This is a genomic window from Prescottella equi (assembly GCF_002094305.1).
In the GTDB taxonomy this organism is placed as follows: domain Bacteria; phylum Actinomycetota; class Actinomycetes; order Mycobacteriales; family Mycobacteriaceae; genus Prescottella; species Prescottella equi.
Genome location: NZ_LWTX01000011.1, coordinates 20,254 through 45,961 on the forward strand (window position 1 = coordinate 20,254; position 25,708 = coordinate 45,961).

The window sequence follows — 25,708 nt, forward strand, 5'->3', positions numbered from 1 at the left end:
CTGCCCCGGACCTGCCGGGCATCGACCACGTTAGGAGTGCCGGTTCCATTGGGGGATAGCGCTTTCCCGTCCAGTGGCCACATACGTCACCGGGCGGGACCTTCGTCCCGGGCGCACCGGCCGTATGTCAGAACAGGATCATTCCGCGAACCGACTCGGCCCGGCGCATGTCCTCGAATCCGACGTTGATGTCGTCCAACGTGTACGTCCGGGTGATCATCTCGTCCAGAAGTAGCTTGCCCTCCATGTACATACGCAACAGGAGCGGGATATCCGACCGGGGGTTGGCGTTGCCGTACCAGGACCCGGTGATCGTCTTCCGCATCGACGTCAGATCGATGAGGCTCAGTTGAACTGCGGTCTCTGCCGGGTCGCCGACGGAGACCTGGACACAGGTTCCGCCCTTGCCGAGCAGCGACATCGCAGGAGCGAGCAGTCCACCGGTCATCACCCCGACCGTGATGACGACGACATCGGCCATGGCCCCCCAGGTCAACTCACGGACGAGAGCTCCGGCCTCCTCGACGGTCTCCGCGGTGTGCGTGGCGCCGAACCTCTTCGCCTCCGCCCGCTTGAACGGAGAGGGATCGACCACCACCACGTGCCGTGCCCCGGACAGAGCGGCGCCCTGCACCGCGCCACAACCGACTCCACCCATGCCGAGAACGACCACCGAGTCACCGGACGTGACCTTCCCGACGTATACGGACGATCCCCAGCCCGTGGGGATTCCGCAGCCCACCAGGGCCGCCTTGTCCAGCGGCACGTCGGGTGTGATCTTCACGCACGACGCCTGATTCACCACCGTGTGCTCGGCGAACGTTCCGACGACGCACATCAAGCGCGCATCCTCACCGCGTACACGGTGACGAGAGGTGCCGTCGGAGATCTGGGTTCCTACTCCGATGTGCGCACCCATGTCGCACACGCTCGACATTCCCCGGGCACACGAACGGCACCTCCCACACGCAGGGATGAAGCTGAAGACGACATGATCCCCGGGCTCCAGCTCGGTGACCCCGGGACCGATCCGCCGAACGATCCCGGACCCCTCGTGACCACCGATGAACGGGTACCCGATCACGCTCGTCCCGTCCCGGAAGTGCTCGTCCGAATGACACAGACCGCTGGCGGTCAGTTCGACGAGCACTTCACCGGCGGCGGGTTCGTCCAGCTCGATCTCCTCGACCGACCAAGGCTTTCCGGGCGCCCACAGCACCGCAGCGCGAGTTTTCATACTCCGACCTTCCGTTCCGAGGTGCCGACATAGATCGACTGGTATTCGACGAACGCATCGAGTCCTTCGGGACCGAGTTCGCGGCCGAGGCCACTCGCCTTGGTTCCACCGAACGGCGCTCCGAGGTCCATCTGGTAGTAGTTCACTCCGAAAGTGCCCGTCCGGATTCGACGGGCAATTTCCACGCCGCGCTCCACGTCGCGGGTCCAGACCGCTCCGGCCAACCCGTAGGGGCTGTCGTTCGCGATCGCGACCGCATCGTCATCGTCCTCGTAGCGGATCACCGCGACGACAGGCCCGAAAACTTCTTCCTGGGCCAGGCGACTACGCGGATCGACGTCGGCGAAGACGGTCGGTTCGACGAACCAACCCGGCCCGTCCAGCGCACGACCGCCGGCGACCAGTCGCGCATCCGATGCGCGGGCCGCCTCGATATGCCCCATGACACGGTCGCGATGCTCCTGCGAGACCATCGGTCCGCAAGTGACGCCGGGGTCCAGGGGGTCGCCCACCACGAGTGAGCGTGCCTGCTCGGCAACGATCCTCACGATCTCCTCGTATCGTGACCGCGGAGCCAGGATGCGCGAGTGCAGCACGCATGCCTGTCCGTTGTTGATGAAGGAGGTCGCTGCCAGCTGCGCAGCGAACACGTCCGGATCGGCGTCGTCGAGGACGATGGAAGCCGACTTGCCGCCCAGCTCGAGCGTCACCGGGCGGAGCAGCCGACCGCACACCTCACCGATATGACGACCCGCGGCCGTCCCGCCGGTGAAGGACACCTTGTCGACGTCGGGATGAGCCACCAGGGCGGCACTTGAATCCCGCTCGGCCGGAACGATGTTGAGCACGCCGTCGGGGAGACCCACCGCCTCGGCCGCGTCGGCGAGGACATAGGCGTCCAACGCGGTCTCCGGAGACGGTTTCACCACCACGGTGCATCCGGCCGCGAGTGCGGGCGCGATCTTCGCCATCGCGATCAGCTGTGGGAAGTTCCAGGGCACGATCGCCGCCACGACACCCACCGGAGCCCTGCGGACGATGGTTGCTCCGCGCGGGCTCGAACGCACCTCCTCGAGCCCGCCGGTCTCGATGAGATCGGCGTATCGGTGCAGAAGTGCGACCGGAACCGCGACGTTGGCGCCTCGGGACATCACGGACGGCATACCGTTCTCGCGGCTCACCAGTTCCGCGGTGAAGTCACCGCGCCTGTCCAGTTCCGCGGCCAGTGCCCGCAACGCCGCGCCGCGCTCGGACACCGACATCCGCGGCCACGGACCCTTGTCGAATGCGGCACGCGCCGCCGCCACCGCGGCGTCGATGTCGTCGGGACCGGCCAGAGGCGCGGTGCCCAACAGCGCCCCCGTAGCGGCCTCGTGCACGGGCCGGAAGTCCGTCGATCGCGGCGTGTGCCACCGACCACCGATGAACAGACTCTTGCGGGTGTAGTCCGGCACAGTCACGAATGCACCTCCGACGTGGTGGCATGCGTTTCGGCGAAAGCAGGTGGACGAGAGAACCGCGCACGCACGAGGGCCCCGATCTCGGCGACCGCGGTATCGGCGCGGGCGAAGGATCCGACCTGCACGAGAAAGCCGTGCCCCACACCGGGATAGCGCAGAAGCGCGGTGGCGACCCCGGCATCGCGCAACCGCACGCCGAACTCCTCGACACCGTCGCGCAGCGGGTCGAACCGAGCGGACACGACGATTGCGGCCGGCAGACCCGACAGATCGTCGGCCAGCGCCGGAACGCCGTACTGATCGTCGGCCGTGGGGTCGTCGCCCAGGTAGAGGGATTTCATCCAATCCACATCGGTCGCGCAGAGGAAGGGACTGTCCGCGAACTCGACCATCGACTGCCGCGGCGACCGGCGCTCGATACCGGGATACACCAAGACCTGCTGAACCAGCGTCGGCCCCCCGGCGTCGCGCGCACGCAGGGCTGTCGCGGCGGCGAGCGATCCACCCGCACTGTCGCCGCCGACCGCGATGCGCGCGGGATCCACGCCGAGAGAGACATGCTGCGCGGCAACCCATTCCACGGCGGCATACGCCTCGTCGTTGGCTACCGGATACCGGTGTTCCGGCGCGAGGCGGTACCCGACGTTGACCACGACGGCCCCCGACGCGACGGCCAGCGCCCGAGCGAGGTGATCCCACGACTCGAGGGAGCCCATGATCATGCCGCCGCCGTGGAACCAGACCAGCGCCGGCGCGGGGGAAACAGAGCCCTCGGGGGTGTAGATCCGGACCGGCACGCGACCGTGCGGCCCGTCGAACTCCGTCGACCGCACGCTGCGCATCTCGGGCCCGCTGGGCCGGGGGGCTTGTTCGAGCATGGTGCGGGACCGCTCGACACCGAGTTCCTGCAACGTCGGCCTCGCGCGCCGAGCCGCGAGCACCGCCCGCACGTCCTCGTCCCACTGCAGCACCGTCGTCTCCTCCCGGTCGTCCGTGTCCGCGGCGAGCTCCGCTGTCATGTCAGCCTTGCTCGCCACTACCGACCCGCCAATCGATTCGTCCATCTCCCGGACGAATCTGTGCCGTTCCTGTCACCAACCCCCACAGATCGCCGTCGGACTCGCGCACCAGATCGGCGATTCGGTTCCACCAGTGGAGTTCGTTTCCGTACTCCTCGCGCCACGCCCACAGGCGAGTCGTGAACGCGCCGAGCGAGTGCTCCATCGTGAACCCGAGTGCGCCGTGTGCCTGGTGCGCCACGGACGCGATCGGCCCGGCGAGCGAGGACGCCTCGGACTTGGCAGCACAGACGAGCAGGGCAGCGTGCGGATCGTCGTCGACGAGCGCGATGACGGCGGCATCCGAGGACACCTCGACCGTCACGACATCCGCGGCCAGACGCGCCAACTGGTGCTGGACGGCCTGGAAGGCAACCAGCGGCCGACCGAACTGGTGTCGCACGTGGACGTACTCACGGGTCGCGGCGAGGACCGCGCCGGCAGCGCCGGCCATCTGGGCGGCCCGCGCGGCGGCGCCGAGCATCTCGAACCTCCGGAACCAGTCGGTCTCCCCCAGGTCTTCGATTGCGGCGACCCGGACCCGTTCCAGCAGGACGGTCCCGCGCGGTTCCCCGGCGAGGTTGCGGCCCTCGACCACCGTGAACCCGGCTTCCCCGGTCGGGACGAGGGCGACCGCGCCGCGCCCGCCACGCCGCACCAGCAGCACGACGTGGTCGGCTCCCGGGATCCAGGGCACCGCGCGCACCGCACCCGACAGGTGCCACCCGTCGCCGTCTCGACCGAGCTCCACGTTCTCGGCGGCCGCGGCCGTTATCGGCCCCCGCGGGAACGGCAGTCCGGCGGCCGCGAGCAGCGGGCCGGCCAGGAAGAGCGCCTCCGCCAATGGCACTGCAGCCGTTGCGGACTCCCGCAGGATCACGGCGGCGTCGAGGAGATCTCCCCCGGATCCACCCAGCTCGGGCGGCACGGTCAGCGATGTGAAACCGAGCTGTTCGAGGTCGTTCCACAGCGAAAGGTCCACCTCGTCGACCGGCCGGGAGTCGGTTCGGCGGCGAGTGCCCAGGACCGCCCGCACGGCGTCCCCGAGTTCGGCATGATGTTCGCGCATCGCTGTCACAGTCCCTTCGCCACGATCGAGCGCAGCACCTCGTTCGTTCCGCCCCGCAGGGTGAAAGCCGGCGAGTGCAGTACGGACTGGGTCGAGAGCCTGGTCAGGGTGTCGCCTGTGGCGTCCGGCCCCGAGGGGATGTGTCGCCGGACGACATTCACGACGTCGCCCTCGTACTGGGTGCCGAGATCCTTGACCAAGGCCGCTTCCGCCACCGGGTTCTTCCCGGCGCGTAAGCGGTCGGCAACTGCGAGCGAGAGTTGACGCAACACCGTCATACGGCCGACCAGGCGGCCCATCTCGAGCCGTTCGACCGGCGACGCCTCGGTCGATTCCCGGCTCGCCCACGCCGTCAGCAGCGGGAGTGTGCTCAGGATCCTCTCGGGACCCGAGCGTTCGTTCGACAGTTCCGTGGTCACTTGGCGCCAGCCGTCGCCACGCCTGCCGAGCAGACTGGTTGCGGGTATCACGGCATCGTCGAACACGACCTCGTTGAAGTGATGCTCACCGTCGATCGTGACGATCGGCCGGATGTGAATGTCCGGGTGCGGCAGATCGACCAGGAACTGCGACAGACCCTCGTGTCGGGACTCACCGCGATCCGTTCGGGCCAGGACGACGATGTCGGTCGCGACGTGCGCCGCACTCGTCCAGACCTTGGTGCCCGACAGCCTCCAGCCGCCCTCCACCTCTACCGCCCGGGTTCGGATGGACGCCAGGTCCGAGCCGGAATCGGGCTCGCTCATTCCGATCGCGAAGAACCTCTCCCCCTTGGCAATTCCCGGTAGGCACGAGCGCTTCTGCGCTTCCGTTCCGTTCCGCAGGATTCCCGGCGCCATCTGCCGGTCGGCGATCCAGTGCGCGGCCACCGGCGCACCCGCGGCCAGCAGTTCCTCTGTGACGACGTAGCGCTCCAGGGCCGTCAGACCGTGACCTCCGTACTCGACCGGGATGGTCATGCCGACCCACCCGCGGGCAGCGAGCCGCCCGCTGAATTCGATGTCGATTCCCGACATCCACGCGTCGGCCTCGGTCCGGATACGACCGGACTCGATCTCCTCCCGCAGGAACTCGCGAACCTCGAGACGCAGCGCGACGAGTTCGTCGGCGACGCCACCTACTGCTGCCAATGTGAGCAATGAACTACCTTCCGACAACGCACCGTGCCCGCCCGCTCCGATCAGCCGTCCTGGGCTGCGCAGCGTGCGCGCGGCCTCCGGCACCGGCCCCGGCCGCCGCGATGGCGGCGTGGGATCCGGGAAGGTAAGTCGGCGAACATCGTTCGCCCTACCGAGCCTTCATTCAAGAGGGAGCCTGCCACTTTGTCAACAGATTGGATCCAATCTTGTAATCCAATCTTTGGTGCTGCATTCTGATCGAACCCGGGCGTTCCGATCGCGCGGGAGCCACCGAATCGACGTCTGCGAGGTTGCCCATGACCGAGTCCCCAGCCACCCCTCGAGTGCTGTTCGCCGTCGAGGGCTCCATTGCGCGGATCACCCTCGACAACCCGGACCGAAAAGGCGCGATCACGCTCGAGATGGCCGCACAGATCGGCGAATGCTGCGACCGAGTGGAACAGGACGAGTCGATCGGCGCGGTTGTCGTCGCCTCCGTCGGCCCGTACTTCTGCAGCGGCGCGGACACCCGCGATCTCGCCGTCTCATCCGCCGCGCCGGCCTCGTCCGAGGCGGTGGCGCGTGTTTCGGCCGTATACGGCGCCTTCGTGCGTATCGGCAATCTGCCGGTGCCGACGGTGTCCGCGGTCGTCGGCGGGGCGGTGGGTGCCGGCCTGAACCTGGCGCTCGCGACCGACGTCATGCTCGTCACCCCCGACGCAGTGCTCGACAGCGGCTTCCTCGCGCGGCGCATTCATCCCGGCGGCGGCCACCTGGCGCTGCTCGGACGGGCCGTCGGGCGCCAACAGGCACTCGCGATGGGCGTGCTCGGTGCGGCACTCTCGGGCACCGATGCCGTGCGCCGCGGCCTCGCCTGGGACACCGCCGAACCTGACGAAATCCTCGCCGAGGCAGAGGCACTGGTGGCGATCGCGGCCCGCGACCCCCTCCTCGCCCGGCGGATCAAGAACAGCGCTCGACTCGAGCTCGATCAGCCCGGAGTGCCGTGGAGCGCGGCCGTCGAGATCGAACGCGGCGTCCAGATGTGGTCGATGGGACGCAAGGGCGAAGCCGCCTGGGACACCAAGCCGAGCAAGCCGATCGTTTCGGGCGACCCGCGATGAGTGGTGGCACCGGCCCACTTGGCGGCATCCGCGTACTGGACTTCACCACGACGTTCTCGGGGCCGTACTGCACACAGCTGCTCGCCGAGATGGGGGCGGACGTCATCAAGGTCGAGGCGCCGGGGGGTGACATCACCCGTAGCCTCGGGACGACAAGGACCCCTGGCATGGCGAGCGTCTTCGTGGCGAGCAACCGGAACAAGTCCAGCATCGAACTGGACCTCAAGTCCGACGAGGCGCGCGCGACCATCCGCGCCCTGATCGGAAGGGCCGACTGCCTGGTGCACAACATGCGCCCCACGGCCGCCCGCCGACTCGGCATCGGGCCCGACACCGCTCTGGAGATCAACCCCCGGCTGATCCACGCAGCCGTCACCGGGTACGGCAGCGACGGTCCGTACGCCGGACGTCCCGCCTACGACGACTGCATCCAGGCGGCGTCAGGGCTGGCATGGTTGCAAACCCTTGTCGCGCAGCAGCCTTCGTACATGTCGTCCCCGATCGCAGACAAGGTCGCCGGGCTCGCCACGGCGAACGCGATCACCGCGGCGCTGTTCTGGCGGGAGCGCTCCGGCTCTGGTCAGGCGATCGAGGTCCCGATGTTCGAAACCCTCGTCGGATTCACCCTGATGGAGCAGTGGGGTGGACGTGCATTCGTCCCACCCGAAGGCCCCACCGGTTACGCGCGGATGCGTTCGCCGCATCGTCGGCCGTATCGGACGTCGGACGGGTTGATCTCCGTGGTCGTCTACCACGAGGGTCACTGGCGCCGGTTCCTCGAGTTCGTGGGCAGGTCCGAGCTGCTCGACCAGGACCGTTACCGGACCGTCGAGGCACGGAACCGCAACATCGACGAGTTGTACGTCCTCCTCGAGGAACTGCTCGAGAAGCGGTCCACCGAGGACTGGCTGAAGATCCTCGACGAACTCGACGTCCCCGCGATGCCGATCTCCAGTGTCGACGACCTGTTCGACGACGAGCATCTCACCGCGGTGGACTTCTTCCACGAGGTTCTGGACTCCGAGAACGAGACCTACCTGGCCCCGCGGGCGGCCACACGGTTCAGCGCCTCGCCGTTGGAATCGCCCAGCCGGGCGGCGAGCCTCGACCGACTCGGCGCCGGGACCGCCGCCGTCGAGCGATGGCTGGCCGACGAGTGACGGCGGCGGCCTCGTGAGCAGGCGTACCGTGACCTGAGGAGACCGAAAGAAGGTCACGGATGGCACCCGCCGTGCGAGGCAAGGTCGGCAACCTGCCTCTCGATCTGACCAGTTTCGTCGGCCGGCGCCGCGAGGTCGCCGAGACGAGGCGGGCGCTGGGCGCGTCCCGGCTGGTGACGCTGACCGGCATCGGAGGGGTGGGCAAGACCCGGCTGGCGCTGCGCGTGGCAGCCGACTCGCAGCGATCGTTCGCGGACGGCGTCTGGCTGGTCGAATTCGGGGAACGCCGCGATCCGCAGCTCGTCGCGGAGTCCGTGGCCGCGGCATTGGGTCTTCGCGAGCAGTCGGCGGTGCCGACCACGCGGGTCCTCACCGACTACCTGGCCTCCCGGAACCTGCTCCTCGTGCTGGACAACTGCGAGCACCTCATCGACGACGTCGCGAAGCTCGCCGAGACGTTGCTGCGGTCGAGCCCCGACCTGCGGATCCTCGCGACCAGCCGCGAACCCCTCGCGATCGGTGGCGAGATGGTGCTGCGGGTGCCGCCGATGACCGTCCCGATTCCCGACGAGTCGACGCCGTTACGGGCGCTCGCCCAGTACGAGGCGGTGAACCTGTTCGCCGAGCGCGCGGCCGCCGCCGTACCGGGTTTCGAGCTGACGGACGAGAACCGCAACTCGGTCGTCGCGATCTGCACCGAACTCGACGGCCTACCGTTGCCCATCGAACTCGCCGCGGCGCGGCTGCGGGCGATGTCGGTCGATCAGGTCCTCGAACGGTTGACCGACCGGTTCCGGCTGCTCACGGGCGGCAGTCGATCGGCGCCCGACCGCCAGCAGACGCTGCGGATGAGCATCGACTGGAGCCACGACCTGTGCAATCCGGACGAGCGGGAGCTGTGGCGTCGGCTGTCGGTGTTCACCCACGGGTTCGAACTCGACGCCGCCGAGGCAGTCGCCGCGCAGGAGCACACGTCGCACGACCTGCTCGACGTCGTCGCGTCCCTCGTCGACAAGTCGATCCTCATCCGTGAGGAGCATCCGGGCGTGGTGCGTTACCGGTTGCTCGACAACCTGCGGGAGTACGGACTCGAGCGGTTGCACGAGGCAGGCGAGTTCCCCGAGCTGAGAAGACGCCATCGGGACTGGTACCTGATGCTGTTGGACCGGGCGGAGGCGGAATGGATCGGTCCGGACCAGTCGTCGTGGATCACGAGGATCGAGCGCGAACGCCCCAACCTGGCGGCGGCGCTGGAGTACTGCCTCACCGAACCCGGTGAGGCGGAGAACGGTCTGCGGATCGCGAATGTTCTGTACATTTTCTGGATCTCGCGCGGACTGCTCAACGAAGGCCGCCTCTGGCTCGCACGAGTGCTCGCCGCTCAGGGTGGGGAGCCGACCCGCGAGCGCGTGAAGGCTTTGGCTGCGTCGGCGATTCTGGCCGCGAACCAGGGCGACGTCCCGATGGGCCAGGCGCTCGTCCGCGAGGCACGCGACGAGGCCGCCCGGCTCGACGATCGCCTGGCCGAGATCATCGCAACCCATGCGGCCGGACACGTCCAGATCTACGCAGACGATCCTGCCGAAGCGATCCGCCTGCTCGACAGCATCGTCGACGCCGTCCGCTCCGGACACAACATTCTGCGATACATCTCCACCGTGCTCGGCCTCGCAACCGCAACGGCGGTCCTGCGGCGGCGTGAGGAGACCGCCCGGTACACCGACGAGGTCCTCGAGATCACCCGCGCCCGCGGCGAGTCGATCTACCGCTCGTACGCGCTGTGCATGCGGGGCCTCGCCGAATGGCACGACGACCCGGCCGCAGCCCGCCCGGACTTCGCGCAGGCGGCGGCGCTGAGCGGCGACGTCGACGACCTGCTCGGGACGGCGATCGCCGTCGAGGCCCTTGCGTGGACCGCCGCGGCGGCGGGCCAGTTCGAGCGGTCGGCGATCCTGTTGGGAGCGGCGGACGCCCTGTGGTCCGCCGCCGGCAATCCGGGTGTGGTGATCCCCGCGCTCCGGTCCAACCGTGACGAGGCCCGGACGCTGTGCGAGGGTGCCCTCGGCTCCCGCGCCTTCGATACCGCGGTCCGCCGCGGCTGCGAGCTGACGCTCGACGAGGTGGTCGACTTCGCGGTCGCCGACCGGCTACCCGAGGCAGCCCCGACCGAGCGCGCGGCGTCGGATCTGACGCCGCGCGAACAGGAGGTTGCCGAACTGGTGGCACAGGGCCTGACCAACAAGGCGATCGCCGAGAAGCTGGTCATCTCCCTGCGCACCGTTCAGGGCCACGTCGAACACGTCCTCGCGAAACTCGGGTTCAACTCGCGGACCCAGATCGCCGCGTGGGTCGTCGAACGGGGTCACGAGACCTAGGACGCGTCGGCCTGACCTGGGACTTCGCCGCACGCGGGTACCTGTGCACGGGAAACAGGTATGCCTACGCGTACTTCTACCGTCGTGGCCTTGCGTCCGTCTTGGAACTGTGGGAGCCGGACAACCCAAGCTTCACGAAGTCGAGGTCTCCCGATGCACGCTCAACTCACCCGCACCACCGCCGATGTGGACACCTTCACCATCGGCCGCTGCGACAGTTGCGACGCCCTGCTCGCACCCGACGCGGCGATCTGTTCGTCGTGCCGCGGCACCGACATCAGCCGGGCACCCTCTGCCGGCAGCGGATCGATCGTCTCGTGGACTGTCATCGAGGTCTCGCCCAGCCGGAACTGCACCGACTTCACGCCGTACACGATCGCGATCGTCGCCCTCGACGAAGGGCCGTGGACGTACGCCTGGATCGCGGGAGCCCTCGACGAGAGCGAGAAGCGCGCCCGCGTCCGTTACGACCGCATGATTGCCGGCGAGCGGTATCCGCTGTTCGTCCGCCAGTGAGAACGAGACCTCGACGCGGACGAGTGGCCCGGGACTGCGCGTCCCGAGCCACTCGCCTGTCTCGAGCCTCTCGAATCGGCCCTTCGATCAGGGGCCCTCGGGGTTCCGACCGCCGTTCTGCTCACCCGGGCACGGCGACGTCAGCCCCGGCACGTACGGGAACGGCACGTTCTGGAAAGGCGGGTTCAGGCACTGGGCGGCCGGGGCCGGTTGGTACGGCGTGGTGAGCGCCACCCCGATCAGGCCACCGAGCGCACCCAACGAGCCCAGCGACCCCACACCCAACGACCCCAGAGCCAGCGGGGCGAGGATGCCCAGTGACCCGGCGTCCGCAGACCCCAGTGCCGCAGGCAGGATCGCGCTTCCGGCCAGGTCGCCCGCGCAGTCCGTGACGACTCGCGCGGCGTCCGGCGCCGATCTGACGGGCGTTCCCTCTGCGTCGCCGGTCGCCACGGCCGTGTTGGTGACGAGACACACGGCCTGATCCGCGTCGGTCACCTCGTAGTCGGCGGTGCACGTCACCGACTGCCCCGGGTCCACCGTGTCCGACTCGCACGTGACACCGGGCGCCCCGCCCGAACCGGTGAAGGCAGTCTCCTCCACGGCGATTCCGGAGACCGCCGTCGTCCCGCTGTTGGTCACGACGAATGTGTAGGTGACGGTGTCGCCCGATGCGAGCCCCGTCTCCGGCGACGCCGACTTCGCGAGCGTGAGGACGCCGGCGGGAGGCTGGGCGATGCTCGGCGGGCCGGTGACCACCGTCGTCAGGGCGACCAGGGCGGTGAGCACGCCGACGGCCGAAATCCGGAGAACTGGATTACGCACTCTGGAAACTCCTTTTCGTCACACGAGGACAAAACGGGTTCGAACTCAGATGCCGCGCATTACAAGCGTTTCGGAACATACTGGATATCCGCACTCGACGCGCGCGAATGAAATCGGCTCACAGTTTTCCGATTCCCGGAAAAACACCCACACACGACGAAAACGGGCACGCCCCCGCAGTGCGGAAGCGTGCCCGTCCGAGCTCCGGCGTCAGGCGACGTCGTCGAGCGATTCGTCCTTGGTCTCGCGCATGACCAGCAGCGACACGAACGTCAGGGCCGACGCGATCAACAGGTAGATGCCGACCCAGCCGACGCCGTAGCTCTCGGCGAGCCACGTCGCAATGAACGGTGCAACCGCCGCACCGAGAATGCTCGCGGTGTTGTAGGCGATACCCGAACCCGTGTAGCGGACATTCGTGGGGAACAGTTCCGGCAGCACCGCGCTCATGGGGCCGAACGTCAGACCCATCAGCACCATGCCGATGATCAGGAACACCAGCATCCGGGCGTCGGTCATGCCCTCGGCCGCGAGCAGGACTCCGAAGGTCAGACCGAAAACCATCATGGCGGCGGTGATGACCAGCAGGGTGATGCGTCGGCCGTAGCGGTCGGCGAGCCAGCCGGCGACCGGGATCGTCGCCGCGAAGAACAGCACCGCCACCAGCTGCAGCACCAGGAAGTCCCGGTACTGGAAGCCCGCGCCGTACCCACCGTCGGCGGCGGTCTTGCCGGTGCCGTAGCTGAGCACCCACGTCGTCATGATGTAGAAGAGCGTGTACGTCGCGAGCATCACGAACGTGCCGATGATCAGCTGACGCCAGCTGGTCTTGAAGACCTGCTTGAGCGGAGTCTTGACCTTCTCGCCGTTCGCGACCGCGCGGGCGAACACCGGCGTCTCCTCAAGCTTGAGACGCACGTAGAGACCGATCATCACCATCAGCGCGCTGAGCAGGAACGGGATACGCCAGCCCCACGTGAGGAATGCGCTGTCGAGGTCCGGGTTCGAACTGCTGGTGTAACCGAGTGCCAACGTGATCAGCAGGAACAGGCCGTTGGCGAAGAAGAAGCCGATGGGGGCACCCAACTGCGGCCACATCGCGGCCCACGCACGCTTGCCGCTCTTCGCGGTCTCCGTCGCGAGCAGCGCGGCACCGGACCACTCTCCGCCGAGGCCGAGACCCTGACAGAAGCGCATCAGCGCCAGCAGCGCAGGCGCCCACAGTCCCACCGCGTGGTAGGTGGGCAGCAGGCCGATCAGGAACGTCGCGATGCCCATCGTGAGCAGCGAGCCGACGAGTGTGGCCTTACGGCCGATCCGGTCACCGAAATGGCCGAACAGGATCGAGCCGAGCGGACGGGCGACGAACGCGAGTCCGAAGGTCGCGAACGACGCGAGCAGTGCCGTCGTGTCGTTGCCCTTGGGGAAGAACAGGTGCGGGAAGACCGATACCGCGGCCGTCGCATAGATGTAGAAGTCGTAGAACTCGATCGACGTACCGACCATGCTGGCCACGACGATGCGACTGCGCGGCACACCGGCCACCGTCCCGTCGTCGGGCGACGCCGACAACTCGTCCTGCCCGCGTTCGGCGGACTCCACACCCTTGCTCACGCGACTTTCTCCTGCACCACTGTCCCCCACGGGCCCCGACGGCGGCTTCCACTCAGTGGAAGCCCATCCCAAACCGTAGGATTTGAACACGTCGCGCGGACACGTCGCAACCACGGACGACGGACTGATCGGTTGCAAAGAGCGCGTTAAGATCTATGGAGGTGTGCCGGGAAGTCTGGTCGGCGATGTTCTGCCGTACCCGTCGAAACTCCTGGTGAGAGGCTTTCCTTGATTTCTGCCGCACGCTCCGAACTCGGCCGCTATCTCCGCACGGAGACGGTCGGCGGATCAATTCTCCTGATCGCCGCCGCGGTTGCGGTCCTGTGGGCAAACTCTCCCCTCTCGGACGCCTACACCACGCTTCGGGACTGGCAGATCGGGCCCAGCGCGATCCACCTGAACCTGTCGCTCGGCACGTGGGCGCAGGACGGTCTGCTCGCGATCTTCTTCTTCGTCGCGGGCCTCGAACTCAAACGTGAACTCGTCGTGGGTGAGCTCGCCGACCGCAAGAAGGCGCTGTTGCCGATCATCGCGGCGTGCGGCGGCGTACTGCTGCCCGCGATCATCGCCGCCGTCGTCGGCGCCGGTGCGCCCGGCATGGACCGCGGCTGGGCGATCCCCGTCGCCACCGACATCGCGTTCGCGCTCGGCGTCCTCGCCCTCACCGGTTCACGCATCCCGGCCAGCGCCCGCGTCTTCCTTCTCAGCCTCGCCGTGGTCGACGACCTTCTCGCAATCATCCTCATCGCGGTCCTGTTCACCGCGTCGATCGCGATGCTGTGGATCCTCACAGCGGTCGTGTGCCTGGTCGTCTACTGGTATGCGCAGCACCGCCGGATCACCACGCCGTTCCTGTACGTCCCGCTCGCGCTGCTGACCTGGTACAGCGTCCACGAGGCCGGCATCCACGCGACGCTCGCGGGCGTTGCACTGGGCCTGCTCACCCGGGTCCGCACCGATCCCGACGAGGAGTACTCCCCCGCCGCCCGGCTCGAGCATCGTCTGCAGCCGTGGTCCGCGGCCGTGTGCGTGCCGCTGTTCGCGCTGTTCGCCTCCGGTGTCCCCATCAACGGGGAGGTCCTCGGCGCGCTGTTCACCGACCGGATCTCGCTCGCGATCATCCTCGGCCTGCTGGTCGGCAAGACCGTCGGAATCTTCGGGATCTCGTGGCTGGCGATCCGGCTCGGGATCGCCACCAAGCCGCGCTCGCTCGGTTTCCGCGACATGTTCGCCCTGTCGGTGCTCGGCGCCATCGGGTTCACGGTTAGCCTTCTGGTGGCCGATCTCGCTCTCGCGGGTGTCGGCGACGGCAGCGAAGCGGACATCGCGAAGGCCGCGGTGCTCATGACGTCGTTGGCTGCGTCACTGATCGGATCGGCGCTACTGTTGCGACGCGGACGGGTCCATCAGGCCCGCGCCGCTGCCACCGATGTGTGAGGCCCACTCGCACGTCACAGCTACCCGCGCGTCAGAGCTACCTGGAGGGGTCGAGAAGTGAGTGTCACCAACGGCAGTGGAGTCACCGGAAACGGCAGCCGGGCGATGGGCGACGGGGTCCCGACGACGATCTCCTCGATCCCCCTGACCGATCCCCACAACCCCGAGACCGCCTCGATCGGCACCCTCGTGCGCGACGCGACCGCCCAGGTCTCGACGCTGTTCCGCGCCGAGGTGGAACTCGCGAAGGCCGAGGTGACCAGTGAGGTCAAGAAGGGCGTGCAGGGCAGCCTCTTCTTCATCCTCGCGCTGTCCGTGCTGGTCTTCAGCGCGTTCTTCTTCTTCTTCTTCCTCGCCGAACTGCTCAGCGTGTGGCTGGACCGGTGGGCGTCGTTCCTCATCGTCTTCGCGCTGATGCTGGTCGTGACCGGGGTGCTCGCGCTGCTCGGCTACCTGCGGGTCCGCAAGCTCCGCGCACCGAACAAGACGATCGATTCCCTCAAGCAGGCTGCCACGGTGCTGCCCGGCCAGCGTCCGGAGGCAGGCTCCCCGCTCGGCACCGGAACGGGCACCGCCGGCTGATCGTTGCCGAGGCCCGATCAGTGACCCAACCAGATCCGTCCACGGTCCGTTTCGACGGACCGTGGACACATCGGGACATCCACGCCAACGGCATCCGTATCCACATCGCCGAGGCCGGCCCGTCCCACCCCGACGCCCCGCTCGTCGTGCTCCTGCACGGCTTCGCCGACTTCTGGTGGACGTGGCGCCACCAGCTGACCCCGCTGGCCGACGCCGGCTTCCGGACCGTCGCGGTCGACCTGCGCGGCTACGGCGACACCGACACCCCGCCCCGCGGCTACGACGGATGGACCCTCGCCGGCGACATCGCCGGCCTGATCCGCGCGATGGGCCACACCGACGCGACCCTCGTCGGCCACGCCGACGGTGGCCTCGTCTGCTGGGCCACCGCTCTCCTGCACCCCCGGCTGGTGCGCTCCATCGGCCTGGTCAGTTCGCCGCACCCGATCGCGCTCAAGGACGCCGTGCTGCGCGACCGTCGTCAGCGGCGGGCCCTGCTGCCGACGTTCCTTCGCTACCAGGTGCCGTGGCGTCCCGAGCGGCGGCTGCTGCAGGACCAGGGCGCCGAGGTGGAGCGTCTGTTGCGCGCCCGATCAGGGCCGGCCTGGGTGCAGTCCGACGAGTTCCCGGAGGTGGTCCGCCGACTACGGTCCGCGATCCGCATCCCACGCGTCGCCCACTCGGCGCTGGAGTACCAGCGGTGGGCGTTCCGCAGCCAGTTCCGCCCCGACGGCCACCGCTTCATGACGGCGATGGATCACACGTTGCGGATACCCGTCCTGCAGATCCACGGCGACCTGGACCCGTACGTGTCGAAGCGGACCGTCGAGCGGTCCACCCGGCTCGCGCCCGGCCAGCAACTGCACTCGATCCCGGAGGTCGGCCATTTCGCGCACCAGGAGGCGCCCGCCGAGGTGACCGCGGAACTGCTGCGTTTCGCCCTCGCGTCACGCTGACCATCACCTGACCCGGCCCTGAGCCGGGTCAGGTGATGCAGACGCCCGTGCCCACGGCGGCGCGGGACTGCCCGGCCTGCTCGAGCTGGCGCGACACCTCGTCCGCGGTGAGGACGAAACCGGTGTCGCTGTCGTCGACCGCGGCACCGAAGACGACGCCCAGGACGCGTCCCTGCTCGTCGACGAGCGGTCCACCCGAATTGCCCTGACGAATCGACCCGCGCACCGTGTACACCTCGCGCTCGACGTTGCCGGAGCGGTAGATGTCCGGTCCGCGCAGGTCGAGGACCTCACGGATCCGGGCGGCGCTGGCCGTGTAGGGGCCACCGCCGGGGTATCCGAGCACGATCGCACTGTCGCCGGTGCGTGCCTTCTCGGGCGCGAACTGCAGCACCTCCGCGGTGAGCCCGGGTACGTCGAGCACCGCGACGTCCACCGCCGGATCGAACAGCACGACGTTCGCATCGAGGGGGCCCGCGGCCGTATCGACGGTCACCGACGACGTACCCGCCACGACGTGCGCGTTGGTCATCACCCGTTCGGGGCCGACGACGAAGCCGGATCCCTCGAGCGCCTTCTGGCAGCTCGGCGCGGCGCCGCGGATCCGCAGGACACTCGACTGCAGCTGCTGCGCCACCGGGCTCGCGAGCACGCTGGCGTCGGGCGGCTCGACGTTGGTGATGGGCGTCCGGCCGAACGGCCCGATGACGTCGGGCAGACCGGACGTGTCGAGCAGCGCCGAGAACTCGCTCGGCACGTTGCGCAGCCAGTCCGGTGCGACGTCGTCGACGGTGCTGAGCACCTTCGATCCGCGTACCGCGGTGGCCACGTTGGCCTGGGTCGAGGTGGCCAGCGGGATGGCGAGCAGCCACGCCGCGACCAGGACGGCCGTGAGCTGAAGTCCGGCGCCGACGACGCTGTCCACCGACCGCGCGACCGGGCTGTGCATGCCGCTGCGGGCCGCGCGGCCCAGCACCATGCCGGCGACCTCGCCGATCACCACGAGCACGACGATCAGCGCGATGCCGGCGAGCACCCGGGCGCGCCCCTCGTCGACGTGGACCAGCACGTGCGGCGCGATGAGGATGCCGGCGACCGCGCCCAGCACGACGCCGAGGAACGCGAGTGCCGACGCGACCGCACCCTGCCGCCAGCCCGACGACGCGGCCAGCAGCGCAATCAGGATCACCGCCAGGTCGATCCATGCGGATCCGCTCACCGCTCCCCCTTCCGGGCCTGGTGTCCGAGGGTTCCGTCGTTGTCGTCCATCCCGGTCGCGACCCTGGTGAGCGTCGCGTCGAGGTCACGGACGTCGCGGTGGTCCCATTCGATCTCCCAACCGGACACCGCGAACAGTCCCGCGAGCACGCCGGCGGTGAAACCCCACACGAGCATTCCGTCCACCTCGAACGCCGGGCCCTGGTAGCCGGCGCGGTGCCGGACCTGGAACCGGTTGTCGGGGTCGATCAGGTCCCGCACGGGCACCCGAACCACGCGTTCGGCCTCGGCCACGTCGACGACGCCGACCGGGCTGGGATCGCGCCAGTAGGCGAGCACCGGCGTGACGTCGAAACCGGACGGCGGGATGAACAGCTGCGGCAGCGTCACGAGCGGCTGCACGCCGCTGCGTTCCAGACCGGTCTCCTCCTCGGCTTCGCGCAGAGCCGTGTCGACCGGGCCGTCGTCCTCCGGGTCGGCCGCGCCGCCGGGGAAGGCCACCTGGCCGCTGTGCTGGCGCATCGTCGACGCCCGCTGTGTCAGCAGCACGTCGGCGTCGGCGGGCAGTCCGCCGACGGCGAGGGGATCGGACTCGGGCGAGCCACCGAACAGCACCAGCACCGCGGCGGGCCGCACGGCGGCGCCGTCGGGGGCGCGCCGGTCGAGCACCGGGTTGACGCGGTTGGGGTCCGCGGGCGGGGTGTGCGTGACACCGCGCAACCACTCGGGTGCGGCGGCGGGGTTCAGCGGCGGATGCGATCGGAAGCTCATGCGGCGACGCCGAGGTACTGCTGGACGACGTCGGCGATCTCGTCGACGCTGCGGAACGGCTGCGGCAGGATCTTCGCCACGGTGCCGTCGGGACGGATCAGCACGGACACCGGCAACACGGCGGGTGATCCGACGGCGGCCTGGACGCGTGCCGACCCGTCCTGGACCCCGGGCAGGTGGACGTCGTACTCGGCGAGGCGTGCGAGGGCGTTCGCCTCGTTTGGATCGGTGTGCACCGTGAGAACGGTAACCGCGCTACCGGCCCGGTCGGCGTACTGCTGCAGATACGGCAGTTCCTCCCGGCACGGTCCGCACCAGTAGGCCCACAGGTTGAGCAGGACCGGCTTGCCCGCCAGTGCGGCGGCAAGGTCGACGCGGCTACCGTCGCCGACGCATTCGAGGGTGATGCCCTCGAGCACCGAGCCGTCGGGGGCGGGACCGCCGGGCGCCGGGCACGGTTCCAACTCGGCGTCGGCGCGGGCCGCGGCCAGCGCCTCCGGGGTGTCGGCGGCGCGCCGCTCCTGCTGCGACGCCGATCGGTCCGCACCGGGGTAGCCGCCGACGTCGACGGCCTCGTCGTCGCCGCGCGGCCAGATGGCGACGATCAGCCCCACCACCACCACGAGCGCGACGAGGCTCCAGCGCGCACCACTCGACATCCGCATACTGCTCACATACCTGCCAGTTCGAGAAGGTGTTCGGTCTCGGGGCCCTTCACGAGCGCGGCCGCCGCGACCTTGTCGGTGGGGCCGGTGCCGTAGGAGGGGCAGTCCTTGGCGAGCACGCACACCCCGCACGCCGGTTTGCGCGCATGGCAGACCCGTCGTCCGTGGAAGATCACGCGGTGCGACAGATCGGTCCATTCCTTGCGTTCGATGAGCGCGCCGACCGCGTGCTCCACCTTCACCGGATCGGTCTCCTCGGTCCATTTCCAGCGTCGGACGAGCCGCCCGAAGTGGGTGTCGACTGTGATTCCGGGCACGCCGAAAGCGTTACCGAGAACGACGTTGGCGGTCTTGCGGCCGATGCCCGGCAGCGTCACGAGGTCCTTCAGTTTGTTCGGGACCTCGCCGTCGTATCGCTCGAGCAGAGCCTGGCCGAGGCCGATGATCGAGGTCGCCTTGTTCCGGTAGAAACCGGTCGACCGGATGTACTCCTCGAGCTCCACGCGATCGGCCTCGGCGTAGGCGCGGGCGTCCGGGTAGCGGGCGAAGAGGGCGGGAGTTACCTGGTTGACCCGCACATCCGTGCACTGTGCCGACAGGATCGTCGCGACCGTCAACTCGAGGGGCGTGGTGAAGTCCAGCTCGCAGTAGACGTGCGGGAAGGCGTCCTTCAGGCGGCGGTTCATACGCCGGGCCCGGCGCACCAACGCCAGCCTGGACTCACCCGACGAGACAGGTTCTGCGTCCGATTTCGGTCCGCCGGCTGGGGTCGCATGCACCCCGACAACTCTACGGACTCAGCGTCCGATCGGATTCCGGACCGTGTCGCTTCTGAGACCTTCGTTGTGTTTACTTCCGCATATGCAAGGTCTGGCTGTGGTGCTGTTTCCTGTGCTGCTGATGCTGTTCGCACTGGCAATGGAGCGCGTCGAGTTCCGGCTCCGCCGACTCACGGTCCGCGAGCAGGAGGTCGAGGAGTTCCTCGACCAGGCGAGCCAGTCGGAGGTGGCGACGCTCGCGTCCGAGGGGTTCCCGCACGCGCTGGCCCGTTTCAACCGCCGGCGTCGGCGCAGCGACGACGGTGACGAGGACCTGCCCGCCCGCCGCGCCAGCTAGACGGGCCTCCGCCTCCGGTCGGCCCATTACGTGCCGACGGTAGGTTTTCCTTCCGACGGGGTATCCGCGGTCTCGTGACCGGAACCAACGCCCCACCGACCACCACCGGGGCACCGTCCCCGCAATTGCGCCGCTCGGTCGGTGGCGTCCTGCTGTTCGTGTTCATCATCGGCGACGTGCTGGGCGCCGGGATCTACGCCCTCGTCGGGGTGATGGCGGGCGAGGTCGGCGGGGCGGTGTGGGTGCCCCTGCTCGTGGCACTCGCGATGGCCCTCACGACCGCGGCGTCGTACGCCGAACTCGTGACGAAGTATCCCGAGGCGGGTGGAGCCGCGGTGTTCGCCCGGCGCGCATTCGGTTCGGACACGATCTCCTTCCTGGTCGGCTTCGCGATGCTCGCGGCGGGCGTCACGAGCGCTGCCGGACTCGCGCACGCCTTCGCGGGCGAGTACCTGGGGACGTTCGTCGACCTGCCGGTCCTGCTGGCGGCCCTGGGATTCCTCGCCGTCGTCGCGGCGGTCAACGCCCGAGGCATCCGCGAGTCGCTGCGCGCGAACTTGCTGATGACGGTGATCGAGGTAGGCGGGCTCGTCCTCGTCGTGGTGCTGGCGGCGATCGTGCTCGCCCGCGGGGACGGCGAGCCCGGCCGTCTGCTCGAGTTCGATGCCGACCGAGCCCCTGCGATGGCAGTGCTTGCCGCCGCGCTGCTGGCGTACTACTCGTTCGTCGGCTTCGAGACCTCGGCGAACATTGCCGAGGAGGTGCGCGACGTCCGTCGCGTGTACCCGCGGGCGCTGTTCGGTGCGCTGCTCACGGCCGGCGCCGTCTACGTGCTGGTGGGGATGGCGGTCTCGATCGTGCTGCCGCCGGAACAGGTGGCCGCGTCGACGGGCCCACTCCTGGAGGTCGTGTCCGCCACGAACCTGGGCGTGCCGGACCGGTTGTTCGGTGCGATCGCACTCGTGGCCGTCGCCAACGGCGCGCTCCTGACGATGATCATGGCCAGCCGCCTGCTGTACGGCATGGCCTCGCACGGTCTGGTGCCGTCGATGTTCGGGCGGGTGCTGCCGCGGCGCCGCACCCCGTGGGTGGCGATCCTCGCGACGACGGCGGTGGCGATGGTGCTGTGCACGACGAGTTCTCTCGATGCCCTGGCGGAGACTGTCGTCCTTCTCCTTCTGTTCGTGTTCGTGAGCACCAACGTCGCGGTTCTGGTCCTGCGCCGCGACCGGGTGGGCGAGCCTCACTTCCGAACACCGACGGTGCTACCGATCCTCGCGCTGCTGACGTGTGTCGTGCTCCTGACGCAACAGAGCGCCGCCACGTGGCTGCGGGGCGCGGTGTTTCTGGCACTGGGCCTCGGCCTGTATGCCCTGGCCCGGTTCCGGTCGCGGCGCACCGACCCGGAGGTGACGTCGTGATCGTCGGCGTCGTCGCGGATCCCGGTTTCTCGACCCGGCTGGCGCAGATTCTCACCGACCGGCTGCCCGAATTGCTGCGGGCGACGCCACTCGACGCGTCCGCCGAGGTCGAGGTCGAGAACGTCGCGCTGACCCTCCCGCCGGCGACCGACGGCTCCCCTGCGCTCGACGAGTGGTTCGACGTTCTGCAGCACAAGTTCGACCTGGTCCTCGTCGTTTCCGAGATGCCCCGGCGACAGGCGTCCCGGGCCGTCGTCGCCGAGGTCTTCCGCGACCGGATGTGCGTGTTCTACACGCCGTCCTTCGGCGTGCTCGGGACCTCGCGTCGGCTGCTGCGCACCGTCGCGGACCTGCTGCCGCACCTTCTCGGGACGGGCGCGTCCGGGCCTGCACCGGCGGGCACCCGTTGGGTCGCCGACGCGGACGGCGGCGGCCGGCTGGTGTCGACGTCTCCGCTCGGCCGGGTGCGGCTGGTGGCCGGGATGGTGCGGGGCAATCGTCCGTGGCGGCTGATCCCGGCCTTGTCGGGAGCCTTCGGCGCGGCGAGCGCGGCATCGGCGTTCGGTGTCTTCTACGCGAGCATCTGGCAGATGGCGGCATCGATGAGCGTCACCCGGCTGACGCTGGTGACACTGGCCGTCCTGGTGGCGGTCAGCACCTGGCTGATCGTGCCGAACGGACTCTGGGAGCGCCCGAATTTCCGCAGCACCCGCGCCGATCGCGTGCTGTACAACTCCGCCACGCTCGGCACGGTGGTGGCGGGCGCGGTCTGCATGTACGGGCTGCTCCTGCTCGCGGTGATGCTCGCCGCCGTGGTCGTGGTGCCGGACGACTATCTCGCGGAGCAACTCGGCGCGCCGGCGACCCTCGCGACCTACGTCAAACTCGCATGGCTCGCCGCCTCGCTCGGCATCGCCGCGGGTGCGGTGGGTTCGACGACGTCGGACCGCACCGAGATCCTCCGCGCGACGTACGGGCGCAGGGAGGTCGAGCGACGTCAGGCCGCCGACCGAGAAAAGGACGCGGAGACGTGATGGAATGTCCCGGAACCCCGTACGCTCGGTCCGCCGGCTCTTGTCGGCTCCGTGGACGCGACATGGACACCGACTCGCAGAACTCTCCGTGGTGTCCGTGACTCGTCACACAGGCGCGGCAAGTAGACTTTGTGTGCGTACTCGTTGCATGAGACTCCAGTCATGTGCAGCAACTTGCATCGATGAACAGTTTTTCCCAAAGGAGCGCACGTGGACGAGGTCCTGGCCAGAGCCGGCATCTTCCAAGGAGTCGAGCCCTCGGCGGTGGCTGCACTGGTCAAGCAGCTTCAGCCCGTCGATTTCCCGCGCGGGCACGTCATCTTCAACGAGGGTGAGCCCGGTGACCGGCTGTACATCATCGTTTCCGGCAAGGTGAAGCTCGGCCGTCGTTCGCCGGACGGCCGCGAGAACCTGCTGACGATCATGGGCCCGTCCGACATGTTCGGCGAGCTCTCGATCTTCGACCCGGGTCCGCGCACGTCGACCGCGACCACCGTCACCGAGGTCCGCGCCGTGAGCATGGACCGGGACGCCCTCAAGTCGTGGATCGACCAGCGTCCGGAGATCGCGGAGCAGCTGCTGCGCGTCCTCGCGCGCCGCCTGCGTCGCACCAACAACAACCTCGCGGACCTGATCTTCACCGACGTCCCGGGTCGTGTCGCGAAGGCGCTGCTGCAGCTCGCACAGCGCTTCGGTACGCAGGAGGCCGGCTCGCTCCGCGTCACCCACGACCTGACGCAGGAAGAGATCGCCCAGCTCGTCGGCGCTTCGCGCGAGACCGTGAACAAGGCACTGGCCGACTTCGCGCACCGCGGCTGGCTGCGCCTCGAGGGCAAGAGCGTCCTGATCTCCGACTCGGAGCGTCTGGCGCGCCGCGCCCGCTGATCGCGCGAGCGACAGCACCGAACGACTCGACGCCGCCCGATCCCGCGATGGGATCGGGCGGCTTCGTCGTTCGCCGGACGCCGCGCTATGCGCAATTGGGCATATCTCGACCCGAATTTCGCATTCGACAGGCATTCGGTATGCCCCAGAGGATGAAACGGTGACCGACCCGCAGATCGACGTGGACTACAACGTCCGCAACACCGTCTCCCCCGAATTGTTCGACGCGACCGTCGAGGAGTACCGACAGCGCTCACGGGAGACCGTCGACGGTCTCGACGGCTTCGCCGATGTCCGCTTCGACCCCGACAGCACCGAACGGCTTGACGTCTGGGGAGTCGGGGGCGCCCTGCGCCCGGTGTTCGTGGCGATCCACGGCGGGTACTGGCGGGCGCTGTCGCGGCATCACACCGCCTTCATGGCGGGCATGCTCGCCGACGCGGGCATCGCCACGGTCGCCGTCGACTACGGACTGGCACCCCACACACCGCTCGAGGAGATCGTCCGGCAGGTCCGGGCCGCCGTCGCCTGGGTGTACCACCACGGCGCCGAGCACGGTCTCGACCGGAACCGGATCGTCGTCGGCGGCAGTTCCGCCGGCGGTCATCTGACCGCCACCACGATGGTGTCCGGGTGGCAGGCCGAGTTCGGGCTTCCGGACGACGTGGTGCGCGCGGCGATGCCGATCAGCGGACTGTTCGACATCCGACCGCTGGTCGATTCGTTCGCCAACGAGTGGCTGGGTTTGGACGACTCGCGCGCGAGCGCGCTCAGTCCGATGCTGCAGACCGACCGGGTGGGCCCGCGTGCGGTCGTGGCCGTCGCCGAGCACGACGGCGTGGGGTTCCTCGAGCAGAGCCGGAAGTTCCACGAGGCGTGGGCGCGGCGGTCCGAGAGCGAACTGCTGGTCGTCCCGGACCGCAATCACTACGACATCTTCCTCGATCTCGCAGAGCCGGACTCGGCGCTCGGCCGCGCTCTGCTCGGCCTGTTCGCCGGACTCGAGCAGGCATAGTCGGACCCGCGAAATCCACTTCACCGCAATACGGTTGCGCTTTGCAACCACCAAATCGCTGACGGTATACGTGGGATTCGGCCGTCGCTAGGATTCCCCCATGGACATGCCCAAACTGCTGGACGGGCGCCTCAAGCTCCGTCACCTGCTGCTCGTCGACGCACTCACCAGCCAGGGCAGTGTCGTCGCGGCGGCCGCGGCCCTGCATGTCACCCAGCCGGTCGCGACGCGCAGCCTGCACGACATCGAGTCCATTCTCGGTGTCTCCCTGTACGACAGGGGTCCGCGCGGCATCACGCCGACGATCTTCGGGGAGGCGTTCACAGCGCACGCCCGGGCGGTGATCGCGCAGCTGACGCAGGCCGGTCGACACGTGGTCGAACTCGCCGACGCCGACCGCGGAACCGTTGTCGTGGGAACACATCTCGCCGGTTCCAACGTCCTCCTGCCCGGTGCGATCGCGCGGCTGAAGAGGGAACGTCCACTGCTCACCGTGGTGGTCCGGGAAGGCACCCCGGAGGTGCTGCTGACCGAACTGCAGTCGGGGCGTATCGATCTCATCGTCGGCCGGCTCACCTCACCCACCGACGAGATGGCGGTGCGGCGCACGCTGTACGCCGAATCGGTGGAACTCGTGACGCGACGGGGGCACCCGCTGGCCGGGCGGAGCGGCATCGAGCTGGGTGATCTGACGCAGTACCCGTGGATCCTGCCGGGTGTCGAGACGGCACTGCGCCGCGAACTCGAAGAGTTCTTCGCCCGCAACAGTCTCGCGCTGCCCGAGAACCGGGTGGAGGCCACGTCGTTCCTCACCGTGCGTCAGCTGCTCATCGAGACCGACATGGTGGCGGTCCTACCCAGCCTCATTCCCCGCGACGACGTCCGTCTCACCACGCTGCCGATCACGCTGGACCCGATCGGCCACAGCGTCGGCATCACGCTCTCGGCCGGACGCACCCTCAGCCCGTCGGCGTCCGCGCTGGTGGACTTCCTCGCCGAGTTCGCGGCCGAGATCGCGCCCGCCCGCAACTGACACGCCGAACGAGTCGGAG

The 25,708-nt window shown here is 68.9% G+C and carries 24 protein-coding genes; 13 read left to right on the plus strand and 11 right to left on the minus strand.

From position 1 onward, the window contains the following. Positions 1-127: 127 nt before the first annotated feature. From A6I89_RS21270 to A6I89_RS21290, 5 genes are read right to left on the minus strand one after another with little or no spacing between them, the layout of a single operon-like run. Positions 128-1,237 carry an NDMA-dependent alcohol dehydrogenase gene (locus A6I89_RS21270; RefSeq protein WP_044990395.1) on the minus strand — a complete coding sequence of 370 codons (1,110 nt, stop codon included), beginning with the start codon at positions 1,235-1,237 and terminating at the stop codon, positions 128-130. Continuing rightward, on the minus strand, positions 1,234-2,697 hold the full coding sequence (locus A6I89_RS21275; RefSeq protein WP_005515860.1) for an aldehyde dehydrogenase: 1,464 nt from the start codon (positions 2,695-2,697) through the stop codon (positions 1,234-1,236). The genes A6I89_RS21270 and A6I89_RS21275 overlap by 4 nt, the downstream gene beginning before the upstream one ends. Continuing rightward, the gene (locus A6I89_RS21280; RefSeq protein ID WP_080559286.1) at positions 2,694-3,716 is read right to left on the minus strand and encodes an alpha/beta hydrolase; all 1,023 of its coding nucleotides are present in this window, start codon (positions 3,714-3,716) and stop codon (positions 2,694-2,696) included. Before A6I89_RS21280 ends, A6I89_RS21275 begins: the two co-directional genes overlap by 4 nt. 1 nt (position 3,717) lies before the next feature. Next, complete coding sequence (locus tag A6I89_RS21285) at positions 3,718-4,824, minus strand: acyl-CoA dehydrogenase family protein (protein ID WP_005515862.1); 1,107 nt, start codon at positions 4,822-4,824, stop codon at positions 3,718-3,720. A gap of 5 nt (positions 4,825-4,829) precedes the next feature. Then, on the minus strand, positions 4,830-5,963 hold the full coding sequence (locus A6I89_RS21290; RefSeq protein ID WP_044990393.1) for an acyl-CoA dehydrogenase family protein: 1,134 nt from the start codon (positions 5,961-5,963) through the stop codon (positions 4,830-4,832). A 296-nt stretch (positions 5,964-6,259) separates the two neighbouring features. On the opposite strand from A6I89_RS21290, the gene A6I89_RS21295 reads away from it, so the two are divergent. The 4 genes from A6I89_RS21295 to A6I89_RS21310 all read left to right on the plus strand — a co-directional run bounded on the left by A6I89_RS21295 (position 6,260) and on the right by A6I89_RS21310 (position 11,117). After that, the gene (locus tag A6I89_RS21295; RefSeq protein WP_005515865.1) at positions 6,260-7,066 is read left to right on the plus strand and encodes an enoyl-CoA hydratase-related protein; all 807 of its coding nucleotides are present in this window, start codon (positions 6,260-6,262) and stop codon (positions 7,064-7,066) included. Continuing rightward, positions 7,063-8,226, plus strand: a complete 1,164-nt coding sequence (locus A6I89_RS21300) for a CaiB/BaiF CoA transferase family protein (protein WP_005515866.1) — start codon at positions 7,063-7,065, stop codon at positions 8,224-8,226. Before A6I89_RS21295 ends, A6I89_RS21300 begins: the two co-directional genes overlap by 4 nt. 59 nt (positions 8,227-8,285) lie before the next feature. Beyond that, positions 8,286-10,601 (plus strand): ATP-binding protein, encoded by a 2,316-nt coding sequence (locus A6I89_RS21305; RefSeq protein ID WP_022593840.1) that lies wholly within the window; start codon positions 8,286-8,288, stop codon positions 10,599-10,601. Positions 10,602-10,754: 153 nt separating this feature from the next. Further along, a complete protein-coding gene (locus A6I89_RS21310; protein ID WP_022593838.1) occupies positions 10,755-11,117 on the plus strand; it encodes a Zn-ribbon domain-containing OB-fold protein in 363 nt (120 codons plus the stop codon). Positions 11,118-11,204: 87 nt separating this feature from the next. Here the strand turns inward: A6I89_RS21310 and A6I89_RS21315 are convergent, their stop codons facing one another. Next, entirely contained in the window at positions 11,205-11,942 is a 738-nt protein-coding gene (locus tag A6I89_RS21315; protein ID WP_022593836.1) for a DUF7507 domain-containing protein, read from the minus strand. Positions 11,943-12,152: 210 nt separating this feature from the next. Beyond that, positions 12,153-13,514: an MFS transporter gene (locus A6I89_RS21320; protein ID WP_037085731.1), complete on the minus strand. Its 1,362-nt coding sequence runs from the start codon at positions 13,512-13,514 to the stop codon at positions 12,153-12,155. Between the two features lie 270 nt (positions 13,515-13,784). On the opposite strand from A6I89_RS21320, the gene nhaA reads away from it, so the two are divergent. From nhaA to A6I89_RS21335, 3 genes are read left to right on the plus strand one after another with little or no spacing between them, the layout of a single operon-like run. Then, positions 13,785-14,993 (plus strand): Na+/H+ antiporter NhaA, encoded by a 1,209-nt coding sequence (gene nhaA, locus A6I89_RS21325; RefSeq protein ID WP_005515873.1) that lies wholly within the window; start codon positions 13,785-13,787, stop codon positions 14,991-14,993. Positions 14,994-15,050: 57 nt separating this feature from the next. After that, on the plus strand, positions 15,051-15,575 hold the full coding sequence (locus A6I89_RS21330) for a phage holin family protein (RefSeq protein WP_022593834.1): 525 nt from the start codon (positions 15,051-15,053) through the stop codon (positions 15,573-15,575). Between the two features lie 20 nt (positions 15,576-15,595). Next, positions 15,596-16,531, plus strand: a complete 936-nt coding sequence (locus A6I89_RS21335; RefSeq protein ID WP_022593832.1) for an alpha/beta fold hydrolase — start codon at positions 15,596-15,598, stop codon at positions 16,529-16,531. 28 nt (positions 16,532-16,559) lie between these two features. Here A6I89_RS21335 and A6I89_RS21340 read toward each other — a convergent pair whose 3' ends face one another. Genes A6I89_RS21340 through nth form a run of 4 tightly spaced genes read right to left on the minus strand, consistent with a single transcriptional unit; the run spans position 16,560 to position 19,964 of the window. Beyond that, positions 16,560-17,750, minus strand: coding sequence for a MarP family serine protease (locus A6I89_RS21340; RefSeq protein ID WP_005515877.1), 1,191 nt, complete (start codon positions 17,748-17,750; stop codon positions 16,560-16,562). Continuing rightward, the gene (locus A6I89_RS21345) at positions 17,747-18,520 is read right to left on the minus strand and encodes an NUDIX hydrolase (RefSeq protein WP_005515878.1); all 774 of its coding nucleotides are present in this window, start codon (positions 18,518-18,520) and stop codon (positions 17,747-17,749) included. Before A6I89_RS21345 ends, A6I89_RS21340 begins: the two co-directional genes overlap by 4 nt. After that, the gene (locus tag A6I89_RS21350) at positions 18,517-19,185 is read right to left on the minus strand and encodes a TlpA family protein disulfide reductase (protein WP_005515879.1); all 669 of its coding nucleotides are present in this window, start codon (positions 19,183-19,185) and stop codon (positions 18,517-18,519) included. The genes A6I89_RS21345 and A6I89_RS21350 overlap by 4 nt, the downstream gene beginning before the upstream one ends. Before the next feature lie 5 nt (positions 19,186-19,190). After that, complete coding sequence (nth, locus tag A6I89_RS21355; protein WP_037084682.1) at positions 19,191-19,964, minus strand: endonuclease III; 774 nt, start codon at positions 19,962-19,964, stop codon at positions 19,191-19,193. Positions 19,965-20,046: 82 nt separating this feature from the next. Between nth and A6I89_RS21360 the strand changes: the two genes are divergently transcribed. The 6 genes from A6I89_RS21360 to A6I89_RS21385 all read left to right on the plus strand — a co-directional run bounded on the left by A6I89_RS21360 (position 20,047) and on the right by A6I89_RS21385 (position 25,689). Further along, positions 20,047-20,301: a hypothetical protein gene (locus tag A6I89_RS21360; RefSeq protein ID WP_005515881.1), complete on the plus strand. Its 255-nt coding sequence runs from the start codon at positions 20,047-20,049 to the stop codon at positions 20,299-20,301. Between the two features lie 74 nt (positions 20,302-20,375). Beyond that, complete coding sequence (locus A6I89_RS21365; protein WP_005515882.1) at positions 20,376-21,722, plus strand: APC family permease; 1,347 nt, start codon at positions 20,376-20,378, stop codon at positions 21,720-21,722. Further along, on the plus strand, positions 21,719-22,756 hold the full coding sequence (locus tag A6I89_RS21370) for a hypothetical protein (protein WP_022593828.1): 1,038 nt from the start codon (positions 21,719-21,721) through the stop codon (positions 22,754-22,756). The genes A6I89_RS21365 and A6I89_RS21370 overlap by 4 nt, the downstream gene beginning before the upstream one ends. A 210-nt stretch (positions 22,757-22,966) precedes the next feature. Next, positions 22,967-23,641 carry a Crp/Fnr family transcriptional regulator gene (locus A6I89_RS21375; protein WP_005515884.1) on the plus strand — a complete coding sequence of 225 codons (675 nt, stop codon included), beginning with the start codon at positions 22,967-22,969 and terminating at the stop codon, positions 23,639-23,641. Between the two features lie 160 nt (positions 23,642-23,801). Beyond that, positions 23,802-24,656 carry an alpha/beta hydrolase gene (locus A6I89_RS21380; protein WP_013414735.1) on the plus strand — a complete coding sequence of 285 codons (855 nt, stop codon included), beginning with the start codon at positions 23,802-23,804 and terminating at the stop codon, positions 24,654-24,656. A 100-nt stretch (positions 24,657-24,756) separates the two neighbouring features. Next, complete coding sequence (locus A6I89_RS21385; protein WP_005515888.1) at positions 24,757-25,689, plus strand: LysR substrate-binding domain-containing protein; 933 nt, start codon at positions 24,757-24,759, stop codon at positions 25,687-25,689. Positions 25,690-25,708: the final 19 nt, after the last annotated feature.